Raw genomic sequence first — 18,282 nt, 5'->3', positions numbered from 1 at the left:
CGGTCGAGCGGGAATGAGGGCGTGTCAGGGAGGTCGTGCAGACGCGCCGGGGACCAAACCAGAGGCCTCAGCGAGACAAGTTCACCCTGCGGTCATGCGGCGGCGATCTGCTGTTCTTCCGCGCCGATCATGGTCGGTCCGACTGTGCACCTGCCGCCGAAGTGTGGCGCGAGCACCGCACCGGCGAGTTGCGGGTCACCGGGGTCGACTGCACCCATGATGACATGACGCTACCCTCCGCCCTGGGTGTGAGCACGACCGAGCACGACCACCCTTGACCGCTGTTCAGAAGCTCAGAAGTTCAGAAGTACAGAGAGGAAACGAAGACCATGGCGAACCCGTTCGAGGACGCTGACGGCAGCTACCTGGTGCTGGTGAACGAGGAGAACCAGCACTCGCTCTGGCCCGCCTTCGCCGAGGTGCCGGCCGGCTGGACCGCCGCGCACGGCCCGGACAGCCGCCAGGCCTGCCTCGACCACGTGGAGGCCAACTGGACGGACATGCGCCCGGCCAGCCTGATCCGCGCGATGGCCGAGTCGAACTAGGGCCTGTACGGCGGATCTTTCCGGGCCCGCGACGCCGGGCATCCCGGCTGGACGCACGCCCGAATCGCCCAAGTACGTCCAGTACGAGGACGACTCGGGCGCACGCCCAGCCGGGCGCCCAACGCCGCGGGCTCATCCGAAAAGATCCGCCGTACAGGCCCTAGTCGATCGAGGGCGGGCAAGCGCTTTCCGACGGGCGGGGCCCGGGCCGATCATCGGCCCGGGCCCTTTGCCTACGCACGCCGATACCTGAAAGGCTTCCGCCATGTCACTGCAGCCCATCTCCTCCTCCGCCGACGCGTGGATCCGCCCGCTGGCCCCGCGCCCGCAGGCCCGCCTCCGGCTGATCTGCTTCCACCCGGCCGGGGCCGGGGCGTACCTGTACCGCAGCTGGGCCAAGCTGCTGCCGGCGGACGTCGAACTGCTCGCCGTCCAGCTGCCGGGCCGCGAGGGGCGGCTGGGCGAGCCCTGCCTGACCGACTACCGGGAGGCCGTCGCGCAGACGCACGCGGTGTTGCGGCCCCGGCTGGACCGGCCGTACGCGTTCTTCGGCCACAGCATGGGCGCGATGCTCGCCTACGGCGTCACCCGGGCGGTGGCCGAGCACGGTGACCGCCTGCCGGGTCGCCTGCTGGTGAGCGGTTGCCCGGGGCCGGGCTCGAGCTCGCGCAAGCCGGGCCGGGAGGCCTGGTCGGACGACGAACTGGTCGAGGACCTGCGCGAGATGGGCGGCACCCCTGAGGAGGTGCTGACCCAGCCCGATCTGCTGGAACTCATCCTGCCGACGCTGCGCGCCGACTTCGCGATCTGCGCGGGCTACCACGCCGAGCCGCCGACCGGCCCGGCGCTGAACATACCGGTCTCGGTCCTGGCCGGGCTGGACGACACCGTCGCGGCCGCCGACCTGGACCGCTGGTCGGCCACCACCAGTGCGGGCAGTTCGGTGCGGATGTTCTCCGGCGGGCACTTCTTCCTCACCGGCGAGTCGCAGGACCAGGTGCTCGCCGCCGTCACCTCCGACCTCGCCGCGACCCCCGGCTGACCAGCGCCCGGCGCAGGACACCCGGCGGGTGGACGTGAGGTGTGCGCACGTGAGGTGTGCGGACGCGAGGCGGCCGCCCAGGGCCCGAGCCCCGGACGGCCGCCTCGTCCTCGTGCCGCGCTCGCTCAGTCGGGCAGCCGCTGCTCGTCCGGCGCGAGCATCCGGCGCACCTGCTCCAGCAGTGCGCTCGCATCCGGTCCGGACTGCGCCGGGTCCTTCTCGTCGCTGCCCCGCAGGGCGTCCGCGATCTCCTTGAACTGGGCGTCCCAGTCGTTCTGGTAGACCTGCTCGTGCTCCTCGGCCGCGCTCTGCTGGCGCAGGCCCACGGTGAGGTCCACGACCTTGCCGATCAGCGCGGTCATCCCGAGTGAGAAGAGCCCGAGCACCAGGACCGCCACCAGCTGCTTGCCCAGCAGGTCCCAACCGCCGCCGTAGAACACGCCCTTCTTGCCGGTCATCGCACCGGTGGCCGCGAGTCCCACCATCACCATGCCGAACAGGCCGCCCCAGCCGTGGATGCCGACCACGTCCAGGGTGTCGTCCACCCCGAAGCGGTACTTCCAGCTGATCGCGAAGGCGCAGGTCAGGCCGGCCAGGAAGCCGATCACGGTGGCCCAGGCCAGGCTGACGCCGCCGGCCAGCGGGGTCATCGCGACCATCCCGGTGACCGCGCCCATGCACATGTCGAGCAGTCCGACCTTGCGGGCCCGAAGCCAGACGGTCAGCGCCCAGCCGGCCATCGCGGCGCCGGCGGCCAGCTGGGTGTTCATCACTCCCATCGCGGCCGCGCCCGGAGTGCCCAGCGAGGAGCCGGTGTTGAAGCCGAACCAGCCGAACCAGAGCAGCGACAGCCCGACCACGACCAGCGGCAGGTTGTGCGGGCGGATCTTGGTCCGCTCGAAGTCCTGCCGCTTGCCGGCCACCAGGGCCAGCGCCAGGCCGGCCGCGCCCGAACTCAGCTCGACGACCGTGCCGCCGGAGAAGTCGACCGCGCCGACCTGCTTGGCGACCCAGCCGTCGGGCGAGAACACCCAGTGCGCCGTCGGGATGTAGACCAGCAGCGTCCAGGCGCAGACGAAGGCGATCCAGCCGCGCATCGTCGCCCGCCCGGCCACCGAGCCGCTGATCAGCGCGACGGTCACGATCGCGAAGGACATGTGGAAGACCGAGAAGCCCACGGTCGGCACGCCCGCGGTCGCGCTGTCCATCCCGACCCCGGACATGAACAGGTGGTTCACGCCGCCGATCAGGCCGAGCCCGCCGGCGTCCTTGTCGAAGGCGAGCGAGTAGCCGACGGTGAACCAGATGATGGTCACCAGGACCACGCAGACGAAGCACATCTTGAGCATGGCGATGACCTGACCGGTCTTCACCATGCCGCCGTAAAAGAAGGCCAGGCCAGGCGCCATCAACAGGACCATGGCGGCGGCCATCATCAACCAGGCGGAATTGCCCGAGTCGAGCATCACTTCTCCTGATCCCGCCGCACCAGCACCTCGCGGAGCTCGGCGAGCAACTGGTGGTCGGCAGCGGCGCCATCGACGTCGGCGCCCTGCGCGCCGACGGTCACCGGAACGCGGGCCTGGATCAGGCGCGAACGGATCTCGGAGACGGTCTCGTCGTCGTAGGCCTGCTCCTCCTCCTGGCCGGGGACGTGCTCGTACTCCTCGTTCGCGCGGAAGCCGACGGTCTTCTCGATCACCTTGGCGATCAGCCAGGTGGCCGCGAAGGAGAACGCCGCACAGGCGACGACCGCAACGGCCTGGCGCCAGAGCAGGTCGACGCCGCCGCCGTAGAACAGGCCCTTCTTGCCGCTCATCTGAACGGTGGCGAACAGGCCGATGGCCACGGTGCCGACGATGCCGCCGAAGCCGTGCACGCCGACCACGTCGAGGGTGTCGTCGTAGCCCATCTTGTACTTGAAGTTGATCGCGAACGCGCAGACCACACCGGCGATGAAGCCGACCGCCAGCGCGCCGATCGGGGAGATCTCACCGCAGGACGGGGTGATCGCCACCATGCCCGCGACGGCCGCGCCGGCCACCCCGAGCATCTCCACGTGGCCGAGCTTCCACTTCTCGATCAGCGGCCAGCCCACCATCGCGCCGGCGGCGGCGAGTTGGGTGTTGAGGAAGGCCATCGGGGCGGTGCCGCCGGTCTGCAGCGCGGAACCGGCGTTGAAGCCGAACCAGCCGAACCAGAGCAGCGCCAGGCCGATCACCACGAGCGGCAGGTTGTGCGGGCGGATGGTCTCCCGCTCGAAGTCCTTGCGCTTGCGCACCACGATCGCCACCGCGAGGCCGGCCGCACCGGAGTTGATCTCGACCGGCAGGCCGCCGGCGAAGTCCAGCGCGCCCAGGTGCGCGGGCACCCAGCCGTCCGGGGCGAACACCCAGTGCGCCAGCGGCACGTAGACCAGCAGGGTCCAGGCGATCGCGAACCAGACCCAGCCGCGCATGGTCGCCCGACCGGCGATCGAGCCGCTGATCAGCGCCACGGTGATGATTGCGAAGGCCATCTGGAAGCAGGAGAAGATCACGGTCGGGATGCCCGTGCTGCCCTGCACGCTGGTCATCCCGATGTCGTGCATCATCCAGTGCTCGGGGGTGCCGATCAGGCCCAGCCCGCCGACGTCCTTGCCGAAGGCGAGGCTGTAGCCGATCGCCAGCCAGAGCAGGGTGACGATGGCCAGGCAGACGAAGCTCATCTTCAGCATCACGAGCACGTGCTTGGTCTTGACCATGCCGCCGTAGAAGAAGGCGAGGCCGGGCGTCATCAGCAGCACCATCGCGGTACTCGCCATCAGCCAGGCGGTGTTGCCCGTATCGATTGAGGTAGGCATCCGGAGTCTCTCTGGGGGGACGGGGACAGGGGATTGGGACGGTGCCGGAAGCGGGGGCTTATGGGGGTCAGGACTTGCGGATCACCGGAGCCGGGACGCCGATCAACAGTTGGCGCACGGCGTGCCAGGTGCGCAGCACGGCCGCGGTGACGGCGGGGGAGTCGCCGCCCAGCACCCGCAGCCAGGCGCCGGTGTCCTCGGGCAGCACGCTCACGCCGTAGAGCAGGCCGCTGCCCGCCAGCGCGTCGTGCAGTGCGTCGGCGACCGCGGTGGCCGTGGCCAGCGGGGTCACCACGAAGAAGCTGGAGACCAGGTCGTAACGGCCCAGCACGGCCGGCCCGGTGACCCCGGCGGCGGGGCCGCCCGGCTCCAGCCGCACGGTGTCCAGCGCGAACAGCCGTCCGTCCGGCCGCCGCCACTCCAGGTCCGCGGCGAACACCTGGTAGGCGTTGCGCTCACCGCGGGCCAGTCGCCCGGCCAGCACGGTCTCGGCGGCCAGCACGGTGGCCGAGGGGTCGGCCGTGATCACCGTTCGCTGGTAGAACCGCGAGTCGCGGTAGGGGATGGTCGGCTCGGGCAGGTACTCGACGTAGGCGTCCGCCGCGGCGGTCAGGAAGACCTGCTGGGTCGCGTAGTCGGCGTCCATCCGGTGGACCTTGGTGGCCGCCTGGGTGGTCAGGTGCACCGCGGTGTCGGCGCCGCAGTCCAGGTCCAGGCGCAGCCGGTCGGCCTGCACGATGCCGCCGCCGGTGGACATCAGATAGGTGATCGCCAGGTCGGGGCGGGCCGGGTCGAAGTAGAGCGGCCGCATGATCTGCAGCGGCGACTTCTGGTAGTGGCTCACCAACTCCGTTCGGCCGCCGACTCGTTCGAAGCCGAGTTCGAGCAGGCCGACCTTGCCGGGCGCGCCGACGCCGAGCGCGTCCGGCCGGCCCGCGTACCGCCGCACCTGGGCGGGGACACGGGCCGGCTCGTAGTGGGCGGGCGCCAGCCGGACCGTCACGCGGGCACCTTGCGGTAGCCCTCCAGCAGGTCGGCGACCTGCTGGATGCCGTCACCGGTCAGGCTGTTGGTGAGCACCACCGGGCGGCCCTCGCGGACCCGGTCCGCGTCGGCGGACATCACGCCGACGTCGCAGCGGACGTACTGGGCGATGTCCACCTTGTTGATCACCAGCACGTCCGAGTCGGTGATGCCCGGGCCGCGCTTGCGGGGCATCTTCTCGCCCTCGGCGGTGTCCAGCACGAAGAAGAACATGTCGACCAGGGCCGGGCTGAAGGTCAGCGTCAGGTTGTCGCCGCCCGACTCGTAGAGCAGCGTGTCGATGTCCGGGAAGCGCTCCAGGAGTTCGGCCCCGGCCGCCAGGTTCATCGTCGGGTCGTCGCGGACGGCCGTGTGCGGGCAGGCGCCGGTCTCCACGCCCACCACCCGCTCGGGATCCAGCACTCCGGCCAGGTTGCGGCGCACGTGCTGGGCGTCCTCCTGGGTGTAGATGTCGTTGGTGACCACCGCCGGGCGTCGGCCCCGGGCGATCAGCACCGGCACCAGGGCCTCGATCAGCGCCGTCTTCCCGGAGCCCACCGGGCCGGCGATGCCCACCCGCAGCACGTCGTCCGTCATAGCCTGCCTTCTTCCTCTGATCTTGATCTGACGCTTCGTCAGGAGGCGAACATCCGACCGTCGGCCCGCTCGTGGCGAGCCGACATGGCGTCGGCGATCGGCACGCAGCCGCCCAGGTCGGCGAGTTCGCGGTGCAGTGCCGCCTCGGTGACCTCCTTGATCACCGGAGCGAGTCCGCGCAGCGTGGTCTGCGCCCGCCGGTGATCGGTCAGCCGCAGCCGCAGCGCGGCGGAGACGAAGCTGACCGCGAAGGCGAACAGGTCGCTCGCCACCGCCTGTTCGGTCGCCACCCCGCCGGCCGCGTACGCCACTCCTGCGGCCACCGCCTGGCAACCGGGCGAGCGCTTGGCGCTCACCAGCTCGGCATAGCGGTCCAAAGCCTCGCCGCCCAGCGCCAGTTGGGCGGTGTCCAGCATCTGCCGCCCGGTCCGGGTGGCCGCCAGCCGCAGCTCGCGGTTGAGCTTGCTCGCGAACAGCCGCTGGTCCACTTCGACCACGTCCGCCCAGTCCCCGGCCGTGGCCGCCCGGTTGGCCAGCGCGAGCGCGGTGGCGTCCGCCGGGCCGACCGAGTGGTGCAGCAGGTCGGCCAGCAGCTCCGGCATGGTCTCCTGGTCCACCTGCTTGGCCTGCAGAAAGCCTTCCAGGCCGTGCGAGAGGGTGTAGAGGCCGCTGGGGAAGGCGGAGTCGGTCAGCTGGAGGCTGACCAGCAGCGTGTCGAGCGCGGTGGCGGTCATGCGATGTAGAAGAGGTGGTTGAGCGGCAGCCTCTCGGCCGGCGCGATGGTGGCCGGCACGCCGTCCAGGGTGACCTTGTAGGTCTCCGGGTCCACCTCGATCCGCGGCGTGGCGTCGTTGCGCACCATGTGCTGCTTGCCCACCGTGCGGCAGTGCCGGACCGGCAACACCCGGCTGTCCAGGCCGAGTTCGGCGGGCGCTCCGCGGTCGACGGCCGCCTGCGACATGAAGGAGACCCGGGTGGCCTGCCGGGCCTTGCCCAGCGCGCCGTACATCGGGCGGTAGTAGATCGGCTGGGTGGTCGGCAGCGAGGCGTTCGGGTCGCCCATCAGCGCCCAGTTGACCATGCCGCCCTTGATCACCAACTTGGGCTTGGCAGCGAAGGAGTTGATCGGCCAGAGCACGATGTCGGCGAGCTTGCCGGGCTCCAGCGAGCCGATGTACTCGGCGGTGCCGGAGGCGATGGCCGGGTTGATGGTGAGCTTGGCCAGGTAGCGCAGCACCCGGAAGTTGTCGTTGCGCTCGCTGTCGCCGGCCAGCTTGCCGCGCTGCTCCTTGCAGTGGTGCGCGGTCTGGAAGGCACGGGTGAACGACTCGCCGATCCGGCCCATCGCCTGCGAGTCCGAGGAGAAGATGCTGATCACGCCCTCGTCGTGGAGCACCGTCTCGGCCGCCACCGTCTCGCACCGCACCCGGGAGTCGGCGAACGACACGTCCTCGGGGATGTGGTGGCTCAGGTGGTGGCAGACCATCACCATGTCGAGCAGCTCGTCGATCGAGTTGACGGTGTAGGGCAGGGTCGGATTCGTCGACGAGGGAAGGACGTTGGGCTCCCCGGCGATCCGCATGATGTCCGGCGCGTGGCCGCCGCCCGCGCCCTCGGTGTGGAAGGTGTGGATGGTGCGGCCGTCGATCGCCGACAGGGTGTCCTCGTAGAAGCCGGACTCGTTGAGCGTGTCGGTGTGGATCGCCACCTGGACGTCGTACTCGTCGGCCACCTTGAGCGCGGTGTCGATCGCGGCCGGCGTGGTGCCCCAGTCCTCGTGCACCTTCAGGCCGCAGACGCCCGCCTCCACCTGCTCGCGCAGCGCCTCGGGCAGCGAGGCGTTGCCCTTGCCGAGCAGGCCGACGTTGACCGGCAGTTCCTCCACCGCCTGGTACATCCGGCCGATGTTCCACGGACCGGGCGTACACGTGGTGCCGTTGGTGCCGTCGGTCGGGCCGGTGCCGCCGCCGATCAGCGTGGTGATGCCGTTGGTCAGGCCTTCCTGGACCTGCTGCGGGGCGATGAAGTGGATGTGGGTGTCGATGCCGCCGGCCGTGGCGATCAGGTGCTCGCCGGAGATCACCTCGGTGCCCGGGCCGATCACCAGCTTCGGGTGCACCCCGCTCTGCAGCCGCGGGTTGCCCGCCTTGCCGACGGCGGTGATGAACCCGTCCTTGACGCCGATGTCGCCCTTGACGATGCCGAGCACCGGGTCCATCACCACCACGTTGGTGATCACCAGGTCGAGCGCGCCTTGCAGGCTGGTGGCCGCCGGGTCCTGGGCCATCCCGTCGCGGATGCCCTTGCCGCCGCCGTAGACGGCCTCGTCGCCGTAGTGGCCCTGGTTGTGGTCCCGTTCGACCTCGACCACCAGGTTGGTGTCGGCGAGGTGGAAGCGGTCGCCGACCGTGGGGCCGAACAGGTCGGTGTACTGCCTGCGGGGGATGATCGCCATCAGAGTTCGCCCTTCTGGGCCGCGGCCTGAGCCTGGGCCGTGTCCTGCTGCTGGTCCTGCCGCTGGTCCTGTGCGGACTCCGCCCGGGCGCCGGTGAAGCCCAACTCCACCGCGCGCCGCAGCGCCCTGGCCCGGGTGTCGGCGGAGCCGAGCCCGCCGTCCACCAGCGAGCTGAAGCCGATCAGCCGGCGGTGGCCGGCGTAGGCGGCCAGCTCCACCTCCCGGGTGTCGCCGGGCTCGAACCGCACGCCGGTGCCGGCCGGCAGGTCCAGGTGCATGCCGAAGGCCTGGTTGCGGTCGAAGTCCAGGGCACGGTTCACCTCGAAGAAGTGGTAGTGCGACCCGACCTGGACCGCGCGATCGCCGGTGTTGCTGACCGTGAGCCTGACCTTGGCGCGGCCGGCGTTGATCTCGACCGGATCGTCTCCGTACAGGTACGCAGGCCTGCCTGACATGGCGTGATCTCTTTTCGGCGGTGAAGTGGGGGGAGGGGGAGCGGGGGAGCTGGTGGGGGTCAGTGGTGGTGGGCGGTGCCGGCGTGCGGGTGCGCGTGCCCGTCGGCCGGTCCGTGCGAGTGCGGGAAGCCGTGCCCGTGCTCGGCGTTCAGTCCGGCCGCGATGCCGTCCTCGCCGTGGCGCAGCCGGTCCAGCGCGACGGCGACCCGGGCTCGCAGCACGCCGGCCACCGCCCGCGCCGAGAGCAGCGGCCCGCCGTCCTCGGCGCCCGGCACCGTGGGAGCCGGGCCGAAGCCGGCGGGGAGCAGCACGATCCGCCGCGCGCCGAGCCGGCGGCAGCGCTCGACCCCCTCGGCGAGGTTCGGATCGCCGCCCTCGAAGGCGACCTCCACCCAGCGGTGGGTCCGGTACTGGCGCACCAGCCGGGCGATCCGGAACAGCTCGGCGTCCTCGAACGGCCCGGCGACGGGTGCGGTCACCAGCACGGCCGCGTCGTCGGTGCCGGTGGCTCCGATGGTTTCGGCGGGTCCGCTGCTTTCGGCGGCTTCGGTGCCGAGCGCGCGCCCGGCGGCGGCGCGCAGCCAGCCGACCAGGTGGGCGGGGGAGCCGAACGGATCGCAGAGCGCCAGCCGCCCTTGCCCGGCCGGCCCGGCCAGCCAGCGCAGCGTCCGGGCGGCGTCGGCGACCAGCCGGGGATCGCGTCCCAGCGTCATCGGCAGCACGCAGACCGGACGGTCCGAGCCGGCCAGTGCCTGGCTGACGGCGGCCGCCAGGTCCCGGCCCACGCCGACCGCGCTGACGGCGATCGCGTCCTCGACCAGCGGCCGCAGCCGGCTCGCCGCGCCGCTCTCGTGCCCGCCGACCAGCAGCACCGAGGCGGGCGGGACGGCTGCGGTCGACGTTCCGGTCGACGTTCCCGTCGAGGGCGGCATGACGGTTCGCTGCACGGCTCGCGTCACGGGATCCGGCACGGCGTCCGGCATGGCTCAGGCACCGACCGGATCGTGGCAGGAGACCAGCTTGGTGCCGTCCACGAAGGCGGCCTCGATCTGCAGCAGCGGCAGCATCTCCCGCACGCCGGGCATCACTTCGTCGGCGGTGACGATCTTCTTGCCGACCTCCATGCACTCGGCGACGGTCCGGCCGTCCCGGGCGGACTCCAGGATCGCCTCGCTGATCAGGGCGACGGCCTCGCTGTAGTTCAGCTTGACCCCGCGATCGCGGCGCCGGCGCGCGAGATCGGCCACCACGTAGACGTAGAGCTTGTCGATCTCCCGTGGGGCGAGATTCATGGAGCAGTCCTTCCGGATGCGGGGGCGAGCAGGTGCAGGGTCCGACGAACCGAGGCTTCGGGGTGGGGGTACCGGGTGCGTCGTCGTGCCGGGAATCCAAGCAGCTTGACGATTCCACTATGTGGAATATTTGTTACGAATGGGAGAAACGTAGAGCGACCTGCGGGGATCGTCAACATGTTGTTGAAAGGCTTGGCCTTCTTTTGAGAGGTTTGGCCATCTCTTTGCCACCGGACGCGCCGGGCGCGACAGAGCGCCGCACCCCGATCACAGGGTGTGCGGCGCTCCCGGTGGAACTCCCGGCGGAACTCCGGGTGTCGACCGGCGGCCCGGGGAGGGTGTGGTTCGTCGGCTCCGCCGTCAGTGTCCGGCTGTGGTGTGGACCAGTGCGACCACGAGGACCCCGGTGACCCAGGTCCACAGCCCGGAAAGCACGAGGTGCCCCGCCGTTCGCAACCGGTCGCCGCGCCAGAGCCTGGGTGAGAAGACGGCGAACTCGAAGAGCCGGCGGGTGCCCCATAAGACGGTCTGCCCGCTCAGTAGTGCGGTGCCCAGCGGCGTCCCGGCCAGCAGCTCACGGCTCGGCAGCGGCGGGAGCAGGCCCAGCAGCACGCAGGTCAAACCGATGAAGAACAGGTGTACATAAGCGACTTGACGAGTCGTCAGACTGTTGCCGGCCAGGTCGGCCGGCCAGCCGATGACCCTGGGCAACACCGCGTGCCAGAGCCCGACCGCCACCAACGCGACGCCCACCAAGCGCAGTTGGGTATCGATCGTGGTCAGTTGCTCGAGCAGCTGATTCATCGATGCCGCTTCCGCGGCGCGAAGGCGGTGGCGAACCCGCCGATCCGGCGCTCGCCCGCCTCGACCAACCCGGCGCCGTAGGCCAGCCGCAGCCACTCGGAGCGGGGCAGGAAGTGCCAGGCACCAGGCCCGTACACGGCCGTGTTCGCCGCGTCGCGCAGGTGTTCCACCAGGATCAGCGTGCCGCCTGGGCGCAGCACTCGGGCGCACTCGGCGAACAGCGCCTCGCGGTCGAGCGGTCGCGCAACTCGTGTGCGGCGAAGACGGCGAGGACCGTGTCCCGCACACCGGAGCCGCCCGGCAGGCGCTCTGGGCGGGCGGCGAGCGAACCAGCGGGCGCGGGCACCCGCGCACGTCCAGGGTGAACCCGGGTGGCAACAGCGGCGTGAGCACCCGCGGCGGCAGGGCGTAGGTGAGCACCAGGGAATGCGCGAACCGGGTGCGCATCGCGATGGGGTGACGCTGCAGCAGGTACCTCAAGATCCGATCCCTTCACTCGCCGACTCGCCCGCACGGGGCGGCCTGTCCCGATCCCGATCCCGTACGCCGTCCCGCCCCCGGTCTGCGACGCGGGTGACCCGCACCACGCCCCACAGCATCGACCGGTCCTCGGCCGCCAGCCCCGGCCCGGCGGGGCCCGGCTCCCGGATGCTGCGCAGCACGACGACACCGCCCGGCCGTACCGCGTGCCGGACCGCCGCGCGCAGCCGGCGGGCGAACTCCGGCCCTGGCCCGTCCAGCACGTTGGACAGGGTCACCGCGTCGTAGGCGCCGGCGGGGAGGCCGCCAGTTGTTCGACCACATCGCCCAGCAGCAGCCGCACCGGCCGACCACCGGTGCCCCCGGGCGCCAGGGGGCGGGAAGGCGGCCAGCTCGATGCCGACGTCTTCGTACATGCGCCCGAAGAGCAGCAGCGGCGTGATCGCGCCGGCCGGCAGCAACGGCAGGCCGGCGACGATGGCGCGCTGGTCCGCCCGCCCGGGCAGGACCTTGCACCAGAGCCCCTCGTAGAACCAGATCAGCGCGACGCGGCAGCGGGCAGGAGGGCCCGTCAGGATCTGATCATCGATCGACCTTTCGCTCGGCAGCAGCATGGCGGAAAAGTTGAACGTGTTCAACTCCTGCTTCGGGCCCCGCTCGGACCTCGCTCGCCGGCCTCCTCCGGGCGTCGTCCCGGGCCTGCGCCCGGCCGTGCGCCGTGCGATGGGCCCCTGTCGACCCCCGGTCGCTCTCCCTGGCCGGCTGCGCTCCCGGAGCATGGAAAGTCCATTTCCGATAGCCCGTTCAGGTGAATTTCAGTGGCGCTGGGCAGGGTGAGCTGAATCGATTCGCCTGGAATTCTTGCGGTAGCCGAGAGAGCATTGTTCGGGTGTCACGGTTAATGATCAAAACGGCCGTCTTGCTCCCCTTTGAAAGCCTCTGCGAAGCTCATTGCCAACCTCGATTGTCGAGTCGGCGATAACGCCGCTCGAACCCATGCGAGAAAGGGATCAAGGTGAAGTTTCTCAAGCCTCTGGGTGTGCTCCTGGCGGCAATGCTGCTCGCCATCGGCATGAGCGGCGGGCCGGCCGCGGCGGCCGTCGCCGCGGGCCAGGCGAACGCGACGGTCGCGGCGGCGGACGCCGACTACACGGTCACCGACCTCAGCAGCGGCGAGTCCACCAGCGGTACCGCCCAGAAGGCCTCCGGGCTCGACGCAGCGGTGCCCGCGACGGCGGACTCGCTCAGCTGCTGGGACGCCTACCTGTACGGCTCGACGTTCGCGGTCTCGTGCTCCGGCAACCACTTCTACGTCTTCGTCGACTGCGCGAACGGCTACCGGTACATCTACGGTCCGCTGGGTGGCAGCTACCGCGTCACCATGACCTGCCCCAACAACTACCGGGCGCTGCGCGGTGGTGCGTACGGGAGCTGATTCCTGCGGAGCGACGCCGCAGCGGCGAGCCGATTCGCCCTGCCGGATCTTCCGGCAGGGCGAATCGGGCTGCCCGGACGCGGCTGGACCGCCGCAAAAAGGATCGGCCCGCGGCGGTCCAGGAAAAGTCGGTCCAGGAAACATCGGTCCAGGAAAAGTCAGCCCACGGAAAGTCGGTTCGGGAACACTCGGCTCAGGAGAAGTCGGTTCGCGAATTCGGGCTCACGGATTGTCGGGGACGGTGAACCGGTAGCCGGCCTCGAGGAGCTTGGGCAGATAAGCGCGCAGCGCGTCGACGGTCTGCGAGCGGTCGGCGACCCCGCCCGGCGCGGTGATCAACGCGTCGGTGAGGCAGCCGTCGTGGTTGAGCACGATGGAGCCGGTCCTGGTGGCGCCGAGCACGCGGCTCGCGATGGCGCCGGAACCCGGGTTCGACCAGTCCTCCGGGTCCACGTTCCAGCAGATCGAGCGCAGCCCGAGGTCGGCGCAGACCGCGTAGGAGTTGCGGGTGAAGTGCCCGCCGGGAGCGCGGAACAGGACCGGCCGCACGCCGCAGACGTCGGCGATGGTCTGGCTGGTGCGCTCGATCTCCTTGCGGACGCCGGCCTTGGCGAGGGTGCCGAGGTCAGGATGGGACCAGGTGTGGTTGCCCACCAGGTGGCCGGCCTCGATCACCTGACGGGCCGTGTCCGGGTAGCGCGCGACGTTCTTGCCGATCATGAAGAAAGTCGCGGTGACGCCGTGCTCGCGCAGGAGGGCCAGCACGCGTGGGGTGTCGAGGGGGCTCGGGCCGTCGTCGAAGGTCAGCGCGACCACCTTGGGGCCCGCGTGCACGGCGTATGCCGCCCGCCCGGCGGCCGCCCCCGCCGTGCCGGGCGGCACGGTCGGTGCGGCGCTCGGTGCGGGTGGCGCCGACGGCGTTGCCGAGGGTGTTGCCGACGGCGTCGGTGTCGGCGCCGCCGCGCTGGGCGTCGGTGAGGTGCCCCGTGACGCGCCTGGTGACGCGCTCGCGGTACGGGGTGGTGCGGCCGCCGCGCCCTTGACGTGAGCCCGCCCGCAGGCGCACAGCAGGGCCGCGCTGCCTGCGCCGAACAGCAGGCGCCGAGTGGTATGGATCTGACTGAACATCATGTCGCGCTACCTCCGGTGACGCGTAGCCCCCTTGCCTGCCGGACACCCCTGCCCGACCGGGTCTCCGTCAGGGGGTGGCCCGTCCGTCGCACCAGACCGCCGGCTGGTCCCAGCCGCTCGCGCACCCGCTGTCCCGGACGGCGCGGCTGGCCCACACGGCGCTGCCGTCCGCAGCGGGCGCGGTGGCGGTGCCGCCGTTGGTGGGACGCTCGGCGCAGACCGGGCTGAGCGGGTTGCCGAGCGGGCCGAGGCAGTACGGTGAGCGCGGTTCCGGCGCGGGGTGCGGCCGGGGCCGGCTCCGGGGCTGGGGTCGGCTGAACAGGTGGGAGAACTCGCCCGGCTCCTGCGCCGTGCCGCTGCAACTGCCGGCGAGCGTGCCCTCGTCGGCGCAGGCCCGGTCCCGTCCCACCGCCCAGAAGGAGAGCAGGGTGATCCCCTTGGCATTGGCGAAGTCCGCCAGAGTGTGGGCGTCCTTGGTGGAGAAGACCTCGTTGGTGGCGTCGTTCACGCCGATCATGGGGGTGTTCCCCTGCATCGCCCACAGCTCCGCCGCGCTCTTCTCGGGCCAGATCTGGGCCATCTGATCGTGCAGGCCGTCGGCGGCCGTGGTCGCGATCCGGCCCATGTTCAGGTCGGGGCCGTAGTCCATGGTCATGATGTTGACCACGGAGACGTCCAGACCCCGGTCCTTGGCGTTCCGCAGCAGCCGCAGCGACTGCGTCGACAACCCATCCGGATTGGCGGGGAGCGTGTAGTGCACGCTCAGCGGACGGCCCGCGGCGGCGTACTCGTGCTGGAGATCGGCCAGCGCCCGGGCACGGCGGTCGTTGGCCGTGGTGTCGTCGAGGGCGAAGCCTTCGATGTCGAAGTCGAGCGCGGTCAGGTTGAGCCTGTCGATCACCCGCCGGTAGGCGGTCTTCAGCGCGTCCACCGAGTCGCAGACCTGCGCGAGTTCGGTGCCGGCGCCGCCGCCGAAGGAGGCGATGACGTCCCCGCCGTCGGACCGCAACTGGTTCAGGGCGACTTCCCACCCGGGGTCCGTCACCGGAACGGTGCCGTCGAAGGCGCCGTGGCAGCCGCCGTCGCTGATCACGAAGGCGAGGGTGAAGTACTCGAGCCCGGTGGCCCGGCGGGCCTCGGTCAGCGAGGCACCGGAGTGCCAGGTCTCGACGTACGGGGCGGTGTAGCGGGCCGGGAACCCGGGTCCGGGCAGTGCGGTGGCGTGCGCGGGCACGGGGGTGATCAGCAGGAGCCCCGCGCTGAGCGCGAGAGGTGCCAGGGCCGAAGCCAGGCGGGGAGGAGGGCGGCGCATCGGTGTCCTCGTGGTCGGGCCGGACGGCGCATCGGCAGCGCACTGGGACGGTGCGCCGCTGCTTGCGGGTGATGGCCCGTCAGCGGAGTCCTGCGGGGCGTGGGCTCCTGAAGGAGTGAAATCCCGCAGGGGGAAGTCCTGAAGCAGCATGGCCAGGTGGGGGGCGAGGCCATGCAGAGTGATCATGGGTTGATATGAGAAATGGCGAGCCATCCGCAGCACGGTAAGCCGCGCACCTGCCGCATCCGCTCCGCGAATCGCCCGCAGCGGTGCGGCTTCGCTCGTTCGGCGGACTGGTGGGACCGCCGCCGGTCACGCTGCGACCACTCCGGATCGCGGCGGGCGGCGGTGACGACCCGCACGCCGGCAGCCCGCTGCCGCACCCGCCGGATCGGTCGGGCGCAGCGGCCCGGCCGACCGATCCGGCGTGTCGGGACGGGGGCCGGTTCGTGGCAGCGGTGTAAGCGGAGATACCGTCACACGGTGCTCCGAATCCTCATGACCCGGCGTTGGGCGATCCTGACCCTCGTCTTCTTCGCGATCATCCCCGCCATGGTCTTGCTCGGGCAGTGGCAGTACCACCGCTACGAGCAGACCAATCGGCAGAACGGGAGCACCGCCGCGGCCATGGCCGCGCCGCCGGTGGCGATGGATGTTCTCTCCCAGCCCGGGGCAACCGTGCCGGCCTCGGAGACGTATCGCCCGGTCACCGCCACCGGTCACTACGACCCGGCGCACGAGTTCGTGGTCCGCCAGCGCACCGACGCCGCGGGTGACGCGGTCGGCTACTACGTGATCACCCCGCTGGTCACCGACGCGGGTGAGGTGGTCCTGGTCAACCGCGGCTGGGTCGCCTCGCCCGGAGACGCCACCACCTACCCGACGGTGCCGCCGGCCCCCGCCGGCGAGGTGACCGTGTCCGGCCGGCTGCGGCCGGACGAGACCTTCCGCCGCGAGCTCGACGGCCTGCCGGACCGGATGTTCATGCGGATCAACAGCAGTGACCAGGCCGCGCGCCTGAAGCAGCCGGTGGTCGCGGGCTACCTGGAACTGGTCTCCACCAGCCCCAACCCGCCGGCCGCCGACCAGGCCGAGCTGGTGCCCAGCCCCAACGTCACCAACACCGGCGACGACGCGGTGGTCGGCAAGGGCGTCCACCTGCCCTACGCGATCCAGTGGTGGCTCTTCGCCGCGCTGATCCCGGCCGGCTGGGTGGTCCTGCTGCGCCGCGACCTGCGCGACGCCCGCGAAGCGCGCGCGGCCGAGGCGGCCGCCACCGGCGCGGGGCCGGACGACGAGCCGAGTGCGGGGCCGGACGTCGAGGACGGCAGCGACGCCGAGGACGCCAACGATGCCGAGGGCGAGCCGGACGCCGCCGCCTCAGTGGGTGGCGAGGCGCAGCACGCCCCGCGGTAGCAGCAGGGGAGGCGCGTTCGCCTCCCCTTGCTACGCCGTCGGCGCCGTGGGCGCTGCCGGCGGCGGAGTGAGCCGGGACGAGGCGACGTGGGAGACCACGACCGCCACGATCACCAGCGGCATCAGCGTCACACCGTCCTGGCCCAGCAGCAGCGTGGCGAGCAGGACGGAGGTCATCGGAAGCCGGAGCATGGCGACCGACATCGCGCCGATGCCCATGGCCGCACCGGCGATGACGGGCAGCCCGGGCAGGTGCGAGAGCGCGATCCCGCCGGCCGCGCCCAGGAACATCGCCGGGAAGATCGGCCCGCCGCGGAAGGCCGCGAGCGACACGCCGTAGCCGAGCCACTTGCACGCGAACAGCAGGACCAGCGCCCCCACCGAGTAGCTCGCGTTGTCGACCAGCAGGTGGGGCAGCTCGGCCTGACCCGAGAACAGCACGTCGGACCAGGCCTTTCCGGTGCCCTCGGCGTAGGCGATGGCGAGTCCCGCGACTGCCAGGCCGGCCAGCGGGGTCAGCACCAGCCGCCTGCGGTTGACGTGCGGCTGGGCGAGGAGCGCGAGTCGTCGGACGGCCATGCCGGCGAGCGCCGCCGCCACGCCGATCGCCAGCGCCCAGCCGAACTGGGCGACGTTGGGGTGCTGTACCGAGGGCAGGCTGGGGATCGACAGGCTGCCGGCGCCGACCCCGGTCCAGGAACCGAGGCCGATGAAGATGAGCGCCCCGCTCCCGGATGCGAGCAGGCCGGGCAGCAGGACGACCCCCATCATCGGACCGCCGAGCCCGGACGCCTCCATCAGCAGGAAGGCCCCGAGCAGCGGCGAGCCCAGCAGCGCGCTGATCGCGGCGAAGCTGCCCGCCGCACCCACCACGGCCTGGGTCCTGGCGTCCATGCCGGGCCTGATCAGGCGGATGGCGTACACGGCCAGGCCGCCGCCGAGCGCGATCAGCGGTGCCTCGGGCCCGATCACCGCACCGAAGCCCAGCGAGGCCAGCGCCGCGAGCAGGATGCCGGGGAGTTCGGCCGCCGCCGCGGTACCGCTGGTATGGAGTCCTTCGGCCGGCTGGTGGCCGCCGTTGCCGGGCAGGTACTGGACGGTCAGCGCGACCAGCAACCCCGCCACCGCGAGCAGCGGCAGCGGCCACCAGGGGGGTGCCCCGTGGAACCCCAGGCCCCTGGGGAGGTCGGTGTAGAGCGCCTTCTGCAGCTGGTCCACGGCCTGGAGGAAGCCGTAGGCGCCGGCCGAGAGGATGACGCCGAGTACCGCCGCCAGCACCAGGAGCACCAGGTAGCCCTTGGTCCGCAGCGCGGCGAAGGGGTCCGGGGGGAGAGCCGCCGCAGGATCTCCCGCCGACTCGTCCGATGACATCAGGTCGCCTCCTCAGCGCCGCGTCCGGTGCCTGACTCTCGGTTGATGGTGCCAGCGGAATGCCCCGTTACCTCGCATTTCC

20 protein-coding genes are annotated in these 18,282 nt (G+C 71.4%); 4 read left to right on the top strand and 16 right to left on the bottom strand.

What is annotated here, in order from left to right; genetic code table 11:
* Window positions 1–92: 92 nt before the first annotated feature.
* On the bottom strand, window positions 93–218 hold the full coding sequence (locus P3T41_RS26650; protein ID WP_280693055.1) for a hypothetical protein: 126 nt from the start codon (window positions 216–218) through the stop codon (window positions 93–95).
* Window positions 219–329: 111 nt separating this feature from the next.
* Between P3T41_RS26650 and P3T41_RS26645 the strand changes: the two genes are divergently transcribed.
* Window positions 330–545 (top strand): MbtH family protein, encoded by a 216-nt coding sequence (locus P3T41_RS26645; RefSeq protein WP_280693054.1) that lies wholly within the window; start codon window positions 330–332, stop codon window positions 543–545.
* A 265-nt stretch (window positions 546–810) separates the two neighbouring features.
* Window positions 811–1,587, top strand: a complete 777-nt coding sequence (locus tag P3T41_RS26640) for an alpha/beta fold hydrolase (RefSeq protein ID WP_280693053.1) — start codon at window positions 811–813, stop codon at window positions 1,585–1,587.
* 125 nt (window positions 1,588–1,712) lie between these two features.
* Here P3T41_RS26640 and P3T41_RS26635 read toward each other — a convergent pair whose 3' ends face one another.
* The 12 genes from P3T41_RS26635 to P3T41_RS26580 form a co-directional block, all read right to left on the bottom strand.
* Window positions 1,713–3,053, bottom strand: coding sequence for an ammonium transporter (locus P3T41_RS26635; protein WP_280693052.1), 1,341 nt, complete (start codon window positions 3,051–3,053; stop codon window positions 1,713–1,715).
* On the bottom strand, window positions 3,053–4,429 hold the full coding sequence (locus P3T41_RS26630; protein ID WP_280693051.1) for an ammonium transporter: 1,377 nt from the start codon (window positions 4,427–4,429) through the stop codon (window positions 3,053–3,055). The genes P3T41_RS26635 and P3T41_RS26630 overlap by 1 nt, the downstream gene beginning before the upstream one ends.
* Window positions 4,430–4,496: 67 nt before the next feature.
* Entirely contained in the window at window positions 4,497–5,432 is a 936-nt protein-coding gene (locus tag P3T41_RS26625) for an urease accessory protein UreD (RefSeq protein ID WP_280693050.1), read from the bottom strand.
* Window positions 5,429–6,049 (bottom strand): urease accessory protein UreG, encoded by a 621-nt coding sequence (gene ureG, locus P3T41_RS26620; protein ID WP_280693049.1) that lies wholly within the window; start codon window positions 6,047–6,049, stop codon window positions 5,429–5,431. Before ureG ends, P3T41_RS26625 begins: the two co-directional genes overlap by 4 nt.
* A 38-nt stretch (window positions 6,050–6,087) precedes the next feature.
* Window positions 6,088–6,783 (bottom strand): urease accessory UreF family protein, encoded by a 696-nt coding sequence (locus tag P3T41_RS26615; protein ID WP_280693048.1) that lies wholly within the window; start codon window positions 6,781–6,783, stop codon window positions 6,088–6,090.
* Entirely contained in the window at window positions 6,780–8,504 is a 1,725-nt protein-coding gene (gene ureC / locus P3T41_RS26610) for an urease subunit alpha (RefSeq protein ID WP_280693047.1), read from the bottom strand. Before ureC ends, P3T41_RS26615 begins: the two co-directional genes overlap by 4 nt.
* Window positions 8,504–8,959, bottom strand: a complete 456-nt coding sequence (locus P3T41_RS26605) for an urease subunit beta (protein WP_280693046.1) — start codon at window positions 8,957–8,959, stop codon at window positions 8,504–8,506. The genes ureC and P3T41_RS26605 overlap by 1 nt, the downstream gene beginning before the upstream one ends.
* Before the next feature lie 59 nt (window positions 8,960–9,018).
* Window positions 9,019–9,891, bottom strand: a complete 873-nt coding sequence (locus P3T41_RS26600) for a CbiX/SirB N-terminal domain-containing protein (protein WP_280693045.1) — start codon at window positions 9,889–9,891, stop codon at window positions 9,019–9,021.
* 54 nt (window positions 9,892–9,945) lie between these two features.
* Window positions 9,946–10,251 (bottom strand): urease subunit gamma, encoded by a 306-nt coding sequence (locus P3T41_RS26595; RefSeq protein WP_280693044.1) that lies wholly within the window; start codon window positions 10,249–10,251, stop codon window positions 9,946–9,948.
* Window positions 10,252–10,611: 360 nt separating this feature from the next.
* The gene (locus P3T41_RS26590; protein ID WP_280693043.1) at window positions 10,612–11,055 is read right to left on the bottom strand and encodes a hypothetical protein; all 444 of its coding nucleotides are present in this window, start codon (window positions 11,053–11,055) and stop codon (window positions 10,612–10,614) included.
* On the bottom strand, window positions 11,052–11,225 hold the full coding sequence (locus P3T41_RS26585) for a hypothetical protein (RefSeq protein ID WP_280693042.1): 174 nt from the start codon (window positions 11,223–11,225) through the stop codon (window positions 11,052–11,054). The genes P3T41_RS26590 and P3T41_RS26585 overlap by 4 nt, the downstream gene beginning before the upstream one ends.
* Window positions 11,226–11,531: 306 nt before the next feature.
* Complete coding sequence (locus P3T41_RS26580; RefSeq protein ID WP_280693041.1) at window positions 11,532–12,149, bottom strand: hypothetical protein; 618 nt, start codon at window positions 12,147–12,149, stop codon at window positions 11,532–11,534.
* A gap of 425 nt (window positions 12,150–12,574) precedes the next feature.
* Between P3T41_RS26580 and P3T41_RS26575 the strand changes: the two genes are divergently transcribed.
* Window positions 12,575–12,970 carry a hypothetical protein gene (locus P3T41_RS26575; protein ID WP_280693040.1) on the top strand — a complete coding sequence of 132 codons (396 nt, stop codon included), beginning with the start codon at window positions 12,575–12,577 and terminating at the stop codon, window positions 12,968–12,970.
* A 222-nt stretch (window positions 12,971–13,192) separates the two neighbouring features.
* On the opposite strand, the gene P3T41_RS26570 is transcribed toward P3T41_RS26575, so the two are convergent.
* The gene (locus tag P3T41_RS26570) at window positions 13,193–14,101 is read right to left on the bottom strand and encodes a polysaccharide deacetylase family protein (RefSeq protein ID WP_280693039.1); all 909 of its coding nucleotides are present in this window, start codon (window positions 14,099–14,101) and stop codon (window positions 13,193–13,195) included.
* Window positions 14,102–14,168: 67 nt separating this feature from the next.
* Window positions 14,169–15,413, bottom strand: a complete 1,245-nt coding sequence (locus P3T41_RS26565; protein ID WP_280693038.1) for a chitinase — start codon at window positions 15,411–15,413, stop codon at window positions 14,169–14,171.
* A 483-nt stretch (window positions 15,414–15,896) separates the two neighbouring features.
* On the opposite strand from P3T41_RS26565, the gene P3T41_RS26560 reads away from it, so the two are divergent.
* On the top strand, window positions 15,897–16,829 hold the full coding sequence (locus P3T41_RS26560) for an SURF1 family protein (protein ID WP_280693037.1): 933 nt from the start codon (window positions 15,897–15,899) through the stop codon (window positions 16,827–16,829).
* 30 nt (window positions 16,830–16,859) lie between these two features.
* Here P3T41_RS26560 and P3T41_RS26555 read toward each other — a convergent pair whose 3' ends face one another.
* The gene (locus P3T41_RS26555) at window positions 16,860–18,200 is read right to left on the bottom strand and encodes a chloride channel protein (RefSeq protein WP_280693036.1); all 1,341 of its coding nucleotides are present in this window, start codon (window positions 18,198–18,200) and stop codon (window positions 16,860–16,862) included.
* Between the last annotated feature and the right edge of the window lie 82 nt (window positions 18,201–18,282).

This window comes from Kitasatospora sp. GAS204B (assembly GCF_029892155.1).
In the GTDB taxonomy this organism is placed as follows: domain Bacteria; phylum Actinomycetota; class Actinomycetes; order Streptomycetales; family Streptomycetaceae; genus Kitasatospora.
This window is presented reverse-complemented; position numbering and strand designations above follow the sequence as displayed.